Consider the following 6,966-nt stretch of genomic DNA (forward strand, 5'->3'; position numbering starts at 1 on the left):
ACCCCCTCAGGGGCCCGGCCCGCGCCCTTGGTCGGCTCCGCCGGTGTCGCGGCGCTTCAGGTGTGCGGAGCGCCGTAGTACCCGGCGAGCAACCGGTGATAGTCGTCGTCACCGAAGTGCCGCTCCTTGTCGAACTCCGGGGCGTTCTCGATGTCTTTCTTGGTCCGGGCGAGGTAGATCGTGGTCCTGTCGAAGTCGATCGAGGAGATGACGCCGGCCGGCAGCAGGACATGCCTGCCGAAGATCCACCCACCGGTGTCGACCACCAAGGAGGCGGCGCCGGCCTCGTCCGAGTGTTTGTCGACCTTCCCGACGGTGCCGTCGATCGCCTCGACCGTGAAACCGGTGAGATCGGTCCCGGCCCGGTATCCCGCGCTGTCCTGATAACCCCAGATGTTGTGCGTCACGGAGCACCTCCCATGCCGCTGACGGGCCGCTGCTGCCGCAGATACCTCAATCATGCCTCCGGCGGGGCGAATCGCCCGGTCGCGGCGGCCGCTCACCCCCGCGACGAGTACCGGTGGAGAGCCCAGGCGGGCAGCCCGAACCAGCACACCATGAACCAGGCGACAAGCCCCGCGACGACCCAGGGGACCGCGGAATTGCCCATGGCGATCCGCAGGATCAGCAGCAGCGCCGAGGTGACCGTCGCCAGGAGGAGAACGATCCCGACGAGGGCCAGGCGTGAGGCCCAGTACACCGTCTCGGGTTTGAGCCGGTGACCGGTGACGAGCCGGTGGAAGGTCACCGTGCCGATCAGCGCGCCGGTGGTCGCCGCCCCCAGCAGGACCGTCACCACGTAGATCGTCCGGTCCGTCGGCCCGAGTGTGGTGAACCGCGGGGTGAAGACGACGGTGAGCAGAAAGCCGAAGAGGATCTGCACACCGGTCTGGATGACCCGCACCTCTTGCAGCAGTTCGTTCCACCGCCGGTCGGCACGCTCCTCCGGCGACTCGTCGCGGCCCGGAGACGTCTGGCGCGGGCCCAGCGATTCCACACGGCCTCCCGGCTCACGCCTTCGCATGTGTGCCGAACGCCAGCTTGTTGTCCTTCACCTCCACCCGCACCGCGTCCCCGGCCGACAGCGCACCGTCGAGCAGCAGCCGCGAGAGCGGATTGTCGACCTCGCGCTGGATCGTGCGCCGCAGCGGCCGCGCCCCGTATTCGGGCTGGTGGCCGCTGTGGGTGAGCCAGTCCACGGCCTCGGTCGTGAACTCGACGGAGATGTCCTTGGCGCGCAGCCTGCGGATCGTCCCTTCGAGCAGCAGACCGGTGATCCGGCGCAGCTGGTCGTCGGTGAGCCGGCGGAAGACGATCATCTCGTCGAGCCGGTTGAGGAACTCCGGACGGAAGTGCTCACGCAAGGCGCTCAGCGCCCGCCCCCGTGCGCCGTCGCCGGCCTCCAAGGTGTCCGGGCCGAACCCGAGCACACCGCGGCCGCCGCTGAGCGCATCGGAGCCGAGGTTGCTGGTCATCACGATGACGGTGTTCTTGAAGTCGATCGTACGGCCCTGCGAATCGGTCAGATGCCCGTCGTCGAGCACCTGTAGCAGCATGTTGAACACATCCGGGTGGGCCTTTTCCACCTCGTCGAGCAACACCAGCGAATACGGGTGGCGGCGCACGGCCTCGGTCAGCTGGCCGGCGTCCTCATGGCCGACGTATCCCGGGGGCGCACCGACCAGCCGGCTGACGGTGTGCCGCTCCTGATACTCGCTCATGTCGAGCCGCACCATGCGCTCCTCGCTGCCGAACAGCGCCTCGGCGAGCGCGCGGGCCAGCTCGGTCTTGCCCACACCGGTGGGGCCGAGGAAGAGGAAACTGCCGATCGGACGGCTGGGATCGGCGAGCCCGGCCCGCGAGCGCAGGATGGCATCGGAGACCGCCGTGACGGCGTCCTCCTGACCGATCACACGGGAGTGCAGCCGCTGCTTCAGCCCCAGCAGCCGCTCCTTCTCCTCCTGGGTCAGACTGCTCACCGGCACACCGGTCTGCCGCGACACGATCTCGGCGATGTCCTCGGCGGTGACCACCACGCTGCGCCCGTCGGTCGGCGGCGCTCCCTGGTCGGCCTCGATCCGCACCGTGAGCTCGCCGATACGGTCACGCAGTTCGCTGGCCCGTTCGTACTGCTCCGCGGCGACCGCCTGGTCCTTGTCCCTGACCAGCTGCTCCACCTGGCGCTCCAGCTCGCGCACATCGGTGGTCTTGGCGCCCGAACGGAGCCGCACCCGCGCGCCCGCCTGGTCGATCAGATCGATGGCCTTGTCGGGCAGGAAGCGGTGGGCGATGTAGCGATCGGAGAGTTCGACGGCCGCGAGCAGCGCCTCGTTCGTGTAACGCACCTGGTGGTGCGCCTCGTAGCGGTCCTGCAGACCGCGCAGGATCTCCACCGCGTCGGCGACGGACGGCTCGGGCACCAGGATGGGCTGGAAGCGGCGGGCCAGCGCGGCGTCCTTCTCGATGTGCCGCCGGTACTCCTCCAGGGTGGTGGCACCGATGACATGCAGTTCCCCGCGCGCCAGGGCGGGTTTGAGCATATTGCTCGCTTCCAGGGAACCGCCCTCGCCGCTGCCCCCGCCGGCCCCGACGACCGTGTGCAGCTCGTCGATGAAGACGATCAGCGAGTCGGGGTGCGTACGGACCTCCTCCATGATGCCGTTCATCCGCTCCTCGAAGTCGCCGCGGTAGCGGGTGCCGGCGAGGACGGCCGTCAGGTCCAGGGCGACCACCCGCCGGCCCGTCAGGGTCTCGGGGACGTCGCCGTCGGCCAGCCGCTGGGCCAGGCCCTCGACGATCGCCGTCTTGCCGACGCCCGCGTCGCCGACCAGCACCGGATTGTTCTTCCCGCGACGCGAGAGCACCTCGATGGTCTGCTCGATCTGCTCCTCGCGGCCGATGACCGGATCGATCCGGCCCGCCCGGGCGATGTCGGTCAGATCGCGGCTGTACTTGTCGAGGGTCGGTGTGTCGTGCTTCGGCGGGACGCCGTGCTCGGGTCCCGCGTGCGGGGGCCCGTGGCTGCCCTGCGGGGTGGCCTGCGGGTCGAAGTGGGCGAGGTTCAGGATGCGGCCCGCCGCCGAGTCGGGGTTGGCCGCCAGGGCGTCGAGCAGATGCTCCGGGCCGATGTACGAATCTCCGTTGTCCTTCGCCAGCTCGTGCGCGCCCAGCAGGGCCCGCTTGACCGCCGGGGTCACGGCCACGCTGGACCGCTTCGGGCCCGTACCGGCGCTGCGGTCGATCTCGGCGGCCAGCGCGTCGGGATCCGCCCCCACCTGCCGGAGCAGGCTACGGGTCGGCTCGGCGGCCAGGGCCGCACGCAGCAGATGCTCGGTGCCGAGCTCGGGGCTGCCGTGCTCGGCGGCGTAGGCGGCTGCGGAGGTCACCAGATCCCGGGCCGGCCCGCTCATCATGCGCGCGATATCCGCCTGCCGGGGCATCGGCCGCCCTGCTTCGTCACTCCCGGACTGCGCGGCACCACCCAGGAAGCGCGCGAGGAATTCACCGAACGGGTCCGGGCCGTAACCCTCCGGACCCACGAATCCATTGCTCATGTGTGTCCGTTCCGCTGTCACGGCGGTACCGCGACATGCTGCCTTGTCGGGTTCCTGGTGTGCTCTCCTCACACTCCTGCCCTGGCGGGTGCCCGAGGGACGAGAGGTCACCCGTCACACGCCACTCCACTGCTTCAGGATCAGGGCCAATCAGGTCATCCGCACCCGGGCGGGACCGCCCCGCACACCCCGCATCCGGCGGAAGGCGGCCGCCACCGCGTTCACCCTCGCCCCGAAGCGCTCCGCCGGAGCCGGCGCCGTACCTCGCCACCCCGCCGCACACCTCCCCGCCGCGCCTCACATCTCCTCGCGGATGCGGGTCAGATCGGCGGTGAGCGCATCGAGCCAGATGACCGAGTCGATGAGGAGAGCGGCGGAGAGCGCGTGGACGTCCCCGTCCGGGCTGCCCCGCGCCAGAGGCGGAGCGACGGCCAACAGGCCGCGGATGTCCAGGGGTTGGGGGCGGCGCTCCTGGGGCGGGGCGTCGTCGGTGCGGAGGTGCCGGGCCAGGGCGCGGTAGTCGGCCGCCGTGTTGCCGGCGGCCCGTCGTAGCCAGGCGCCCACCTCCTGGTGGGTGATCCGGCCGGGACGGCCGGGCAGCAGCCGTTCGCCGTGGCGGGCGTCCGCGCCGGCCCCCAGCACCGCGGGCCAGTCCGGCTGCCGGGCGGTCTCCTCCCGCGGCTCGCTCTGGTACTGCGCCAGGCACTCCTGCGCGAGGACGAGGGCACGATTGATCGCGAGGATGTCGGTGCTGCCGGTGCGTTCGACGACACGTGCGGTGGTCTGCCCGATGGCGTCGGCGATGGCCGAGCACAGGGCCGCCATGCTTCGGCGCACCTCTCTCCCCGCGCCGCGCGGCCAGGCCACCAGACCGCAGGCCAGCCCGATGAGGCTGCCGGTCAGCACATCCTCCAGCCGGACCGGGGCGAGCTGCCAGGTGACGGGGGAGACCTGCGCGAACAGCGTGGCGACGACAAGGGTGAACCCGCCCTGCGCCCAGGCCAGCCCGCGCAGCGGCCCGGCGATGAACGCCAGCAGCATCACCAGCGGCAGTACGAGCGCGTAGACCGTGTCCCGGTTGTCGACCAGAGCCAGCAGCCCGCCGGCCACCGCCGCGCCGATCAGCGTGCCGATCAGCGCCTGCCGGACCGCGGACCAGGTCTCCAGGCTCGTCGTACGGGTGAGCGTCAGCGTCGCCAGCAGCACCCAGAAGCCGTGCTGCAGATCGAGGACTCCGGCGATGGCCCGGGCGGTGGCCAGGCCGAGCGCGAACCGGCAGGCGTTCTGGAAGATCACTGAGCGAGGGGTGAAGTGCGTGGTCAGCCGGCGCCACCACAACGCGGGGGCACGCGCCCGCGCGTAGGCGAAGGAGTGCCCGGCGGGGTCCCGGTGGACGGAACGGTCGCCGAACAGCAGCCGGGTGGCCAGGACGAGGACGACGGCGCTGTCGGCGGCCTGCACCACCAGGGCCCGGCGGCGCAGATACCTCAGCCGGTCGTCGGTGCTCAGCCGCTCCAGAGTGGTCACCGCCCGGTGCGTACGGACAGGGGCCAGCTCGCTCTGCAACGGCTCGGCGGACGGCCCCTCGCCGGGCCGCAGCCGCCTTCCCTGGCGCAGTGCGTGGGACGCCGCGCGGGCGGTGGCGGCGATGCCCTGGAGCAGTACGACGGTGTCCGGGTGGTACGCGGTGTGCGGTCCGGCCGAGGTGTGCAGCGCGTCCAGCCGGGACAGCAGGGTGCGGACCGCCTCGGCCGCGTGTCCCATGGCCTTGTGGGCGAGGGTGGGGGAGGCGGGCATATCGGCGGGGGGAACACGGGACGGACGCAGGGCGTCGGCGGCCGTGTGCGCGCGGTCGAGTGCCTGTAAGGGAGGGGCCCCGCCGTGGTGGTCCGCCAGGGTCGCGGCCGCGTCGGAGGCATCGGCCAGCAGCCGGCGGAACGGCGGGGTGTCCGGTTCGGGCAGCAGGAAGCGCTGGGCCAGCGCGAGCAGCACCGCTCCCAGCGCGAAGCCGCTCAGCCGCTGGCCGAGCGTGTCCGGGGCGTAGGGCGGGAAGCACGGGAGGATGTAGAGCAGCTGCATCCCGGGCGCCGCGCCGGCGATCCGCGGCCCGGTGGTGCCCGCGTAGGCGACCAGGAAACCGATGACGAGCATGCCGACCACGGCCGCCCAGGTCCGTACGGCCAGCAGGGTGCCCAGCGTGATGAGCGCCAGGCCCGCGGGGATCGCGGTGAGGGTGGTCGCGGCGCGCTGGCGCCCGGATCCGGGGATCCGGGCGAGCACTCCGAGCGACACCACGGTGAAGGTCGCGTACACGGACATCACGGTCAGATCGAGCCCGTAGCGGCAGAGGTAGAAGGCGGCGCAGGAGGCGGCCGTCACCCGGACCGCGTTGCCGACCACCGTCCGGTGTCCGCGCAGGCCGCGTCCGGTGTGCTCCAGCAGGTAGCGCGCTCTGCGCAGCGCCGCCCCGACGGGCCCGCCGGCCATCTGCCGCGGCCCGGTCGGCGGGGAGGCTCCCTGCTGCGGGCTCACCTCTCCACTATTGGCCCGCGGGTCCCGGTCCGCACCGCGCACCGCTCAGCCAGCTGCCGGCCGCATCGAGCGCGGTGTCCGCCGCGGGCAGGGTGCCGACGGCGGCCAGGAAGCCGTGGAAGGTGCCGCGGTACTCGTCGATCCGGGCCGGGACGCCCGCCTGCCGCAGGGCCCGGCCGTAGGCGCGGCCCTCGTCCCGCAGCGGGTCGCACTCGGGCAGGACCAGCAGCGCGGGCGGCAGACCGCTGAGGTCCGATGCCAGGCCGGGGGAGGCGTACGGATGGCAGCCGTCGCCGTCCGGGCCCAGATACTGCTCCCAGTACCAGCGCATATGGGCCGTGGTGTGGAAGAAGCCGGTCGCGTAGTCGCGCGCCGACCGGCCTGCCAAGCGGTGGTCCAGGGCCGGATAGAGCAGGAGTTGGGCCGCGAGGGGGTGGCCGCCGCGGTCGCGCGTCATCAGGGTGACCGCGGCGGCGAGTGCGCCCCCGCTGGAGTCGCCCCCGACGGCCACCCGGGCCGGGTCCGCGCCCAGTGCGGCGGCCTGGGCACAGGCCCACCGCGTCGCCGCGTACGCATCCTCGACGGCGGCCGGAAAGCGGTCCTCGGGGGCCCGCCGGTAGTCCACCGACACCACCGACGCACCACTGCGCAGGGCGAGTTCGCGGCACAGGCCGTCGTGGGTGTCGAGATCGCACAGCACCCATCCGCCGCCGTGGAAGAAGACCAGGAGGGGGCGGGGGCCGCCGGCTTCGCCTCGCGGGCGGTAGAGGCGTACGGGGAGGGCGGGTGCGCCCGGCGGCCCGGGAACGCGGCGGTCGGCGGTTTCCACACGGCCCGCCGGGGCGGGGCGGCGCCCGCCGCTCCCGGTGCCCGAGGCGCG

General features: G+C 72.6%; 5 protein-coding genes. All 5 read right to left on the reverse strand.

Annotation, left to right across the window (positions count from 1 at the left end):
• Positions 1-56: 56 nt before the first annotated feature.
• Complete coding sequence (locus tag DY245_RS34940; RefSeq protein WP_128511121.1) at positions 57-407, reverse strand: PRC-barrel domain containing protein; 351 nt, start codon at positions 405-407, stop codon at positions 57-59.
• A gap of 92 nt (positions 408-499) precedes the next feature.
• Positions 500-1,024 carry a DUF6328 family protein gene (locus DY245_RS34945; RefSeq protein WP_128511122.1) on the reverse strand — a complete coding sequence of 175 codons (525 nt, stop codon included), beginning with the start codon at positions 1,022-1,024 and terminating at the stop codon, positions 500-502.
• Positions 1,011-3,554 (reverse strand): ATP-dependent Clp protease ATP-binding subunit, encoded by a 2,544-nt coding sequence (locus tag DY245_RS34950; protein ID WP_128511123.1) that lies wholly within the window; start codon positions 3,552-3,554, stop codon positions 1,011-1,013. Before DY245_RS34950 ends, DY245_RS34945 begins: the two co-directional genes overlap by 14 nt.
• Before the next feature lie 297 nt (positions 3,555-3,851).
• On the reverse strand, positions 3,852-6,086 hold the full coding sequence (locus DY245_RS34955; RefSeq protein WP_128511124.1) for an FUSC family protein: 2,235 nt from the start codon (positions 6,084-6,086) through the stop codon (positions 3,852-3,854).
• 7 nt (positions 6,087-6,093) lie between these two features.
• The coding region (locus DY245_RS34960) for an alpha/beta hydrolase (protein ID WP_147318412.1) at positions 6,094-6,966 on the reverse strand (873 nt) is incomplete at its 5' end.

Source organism: Streptomyces inhibens (genome assembly GCF_003389455.1).
GTDB lineage: Bacteria > Actinomycetota > Actinomycetes > Streptomycetales > Streptomycetaceae > Streptomyces > Streptomyces inhibens.